This is a genomic window from Mucilaginibacter sp., from assembly GCF_036383575.1.
Classification (GTDB): Bacteria; Bacteroidota; Bacteroidia; order Sphingobacteriales; family Sphingobacteriaceae; genus Mucilaginibacter.
In genome coordinates, this window is sequence record NZ_DASVOB010000641.1 from 1 (window position 1) to 3,029 (window position 3,029).

Sequence of the window (3,029 nt, forward strand, 5' to 3'; positions counted from 1 at the left end):
TATCACCTTTTTTAAAACCAAAGCCCAGTTTATTCAGGCTACCAATGGTGCATATGCCCCGCTTCAGGGATTGTACAATGGCTCATTTTGGGCTATGGCCGAAATGCGCTCTGATAACACATCGTATGAGTATGACCCTTATGACCGCTCCGGAACAGGTAACGAAGAAATAGATGAATTCCGGGAGTTGAATAACAATGGCATTGTAGAGTCTTTCTTTAACGCTTGCTATACAAGTATTGGCCGGTGTAATGTTATTCTTGAGCGTTTGCCCGCGGCTAAACTTGATGCCGGAGTTGCAGATACTATCGCCGGTCAGGCATCATTTTTACGGGCTTTTAATTATTTTAATATCGTGCGCATGTTTGGTGATGCGCCCCTGGTACTTACAGAAGCACAATCTGTGGCTGACGCTTTTAAAGTTGCCACTAAAAGTCCGGTGGCTAAAGTCTACACGCAGATAATAGCTGATGCGCAAACTGCTATTGACAAATTGCCGGTTAAGTATAAAGCTGATACCGATAAAGGTCGCGTAACCAAAGGTACAGCCGAAACTATGCTGGCCGAAGTTTACATGACCCAAAAGAAATTTGATTTGGCTATACCACTGCTTCGCGCAGTAATTGCATCAGGTGCCTACAGCCTGAATGCAGATTATGCTGATAACTTTGATATTCATAAAGAAAACGGCCCTGAGTCTATTTTTGAGATCCAGTATATTGAGGGGCCTAATGGTTTGGGCAGCGATTTTGTAGATACATTTATTCCCTGGGATTATTATGATACAGATATCACAGGTTATGAAATAGCGAACGGGGCTCAAAATGGCTGGAACATTCCTACACAAGATCTGGTAAATGCTTATGAAGAGGGCGACAAAAGGAGGGATGCTTCGTTAACCGATTTTACATCGGATGAATACGGTATCGATTTGCCATTTATTAAAAAGTATCAAAGTATTGGGGCAGTTAAAGGCATTACCGGTAATAATTTCCCGGTTTACCGTTATGCTGATGTTTACCTCATGCTTGCCGAATGCCTGAACGAGCAGGGCTTTGCAGGCGGCGGTGATGCTTTCAAATACCTGAACCTGGTACGGGAACGTGCAGGTCTTGAACCTAAATCAATGGGGAATGATAATCCTGATTTGAATGTAGCTTCGCAAGATGCGTTTCGTTCGGCAATAGCACACGAGCGCCAGGTTGAGCTTGCTTTTGAAAATCACCGTTGGTTTGATTTGTTGCGTACAGGCAAGGCTGTTGACGTTATGAAAGCCCATGCTGTACGTGAGCGGGCTTACAAAAACAGTTCATGGCAAATTAATTCAGCTGCCTACAGCAATATCCGTTTACTTTTCCAATATCCTCTTGATGAGGGTAACCTCGAACATTAATAATGTTACATGGCCCGGTTGAAACTTTTACCGGGCCATATTACGTTTATACCTGTATATTGCAATGAACGCATCATTTTTTCGGCCTGCTCAATAAAAATTACAGGTGCATATCAAAACAATATCGCTGTTAAAGTATATTTAATAGCATGAACTATTAAACCCCAAAAAGGTATGTGTAAAAAGGTATGCACACGCATCATTATATTGCTTTTTTCTTATCTGCCGGTAATTGTACATGCGCAAAAAGCGCCGCCCGTTCCCCCTCCGTTCCGGGTTGATAACCTGATATGTGAATATAAAATTAATCCCATTTCTGTTGATGAAGCTAAGCCTCGTCTTGGCTGGAAACTGATAACCCGCGACCGTAACATTCAACAGGTTGCCTATGAAGTAAGGGTGGGCAGCAATGCTGTATCATTATTAAAAGGTAAAGAGCTGCTCTGGACATCAGGTAAAGTTGCCTCCGGCGAATCGCTGCATGTTTATTATGGCGGTGCTGCGCTTGCTTCACGTCAGAAAGTGTACTGGCAGGTGCGTATCTGGAACAACAGGCAGCAGGTAACCCCATGGAGTATGGTTAACTCCTGGAAAATGGGCCTGCTTAAATCCGCCGACTGGAGTGCCAAATGGATTGAAGATAATTACCTGTCGGATACCACCGGCGGCCCGAGCCCCATGTTCAGGAAAACATTTAAGCTTGATCATAAAGTTCGCGCCGCGCATTTGTATATTACTGCTCATGGGTTATATGAAGCACAATTTAATGGCAAAAGGATCAGCAGCGATTACTTTGCTCCCGGATGGACGAGCTATAATAAGCGCCTGCAATACCAGGTTTACGATGTAACCGCCGATTTATTGAAGGGAGATAATGCCATTGGGGTAACCCTTGGTGATGGCTGGTACCGTGGCTATACTTATAATCGCCGAAAAAATGTATACGGCACTAAGCTTGGTTTGCTTTTCCAGTTAGAGATAGTATATACCAATGGTAAACGGCTACTTATCAATTCCGATAAAACATGGAAGGTAGCTTATGGACCAATTCGCTCATCATCATTTTTTGATGGCGAGGTTTATGACGCCCGCAAGGAAAAGAAAGGCTGGGCTACCATTGCTTATAAAGATCTCAACTGGGATTCGGTACGAACAATAGATACGGTTAAAGACAATCTCGTAGCTACTTTCGGCCCGCCGGTGCGCAAGCATGAAATGTTTAAACCGCTTAACGTATTTACCACCCCAGCCGGCGAGCACGTGGTTGACTTTGGGCAGAACCTGGTTGGCTGGGTGCAATTTAAATTAAAAGCGAAAGCAGGGGATACCGTAAGGTTATTCCACGCCGAAGTTTTGGATCAGAAAGGCAACTTCTACACTAAAAACCTGCGTACTGCCAAGCAGGAAAATACTTATATTTTTAAGGGGGACAGTATTGAAACTTTTGAGCCACATTTTACTTTCCAGGGCTTCAGGTACCTGAAGGTGGAGGGATATAATGGTACTTTGGATTCCACAAATGTAGCTGCCTATGCTGTTTATTCTGATATGGCCCAAACCGGGATGTTCTCCACTTCCAATCCACTGATCAACCAATTGCAGCATAATATTCAGTGGGGGCAAAAAGGTAACTTTA

2 protein-coding genes are annotated in these 3,029 nt (G+C 43.7%); both read left to right on the plus strand.

The genetic code is table 11. The annotated features are described in order from the left end of the window. Positions 1–1,393: RagB/SusD family nutrient uptake outer membrane protein (locus tag VF500_RS22660; protein WP_330861857.1), on the plus strand; the 1,393-nt coding region annotated here is incomplete at its 5' end. 174 nt (positions 1,394–1,567) lie between these two features. Continuing rightward, a partial coding sequence (locus tag VF500_RS22665) for a family 78 glycoside hydrolase catalytic domain (protein WP_330861858.1) occupies positions 1,568–3,029 on the plus strand: 1,462 nt, incomplete at its 3' end.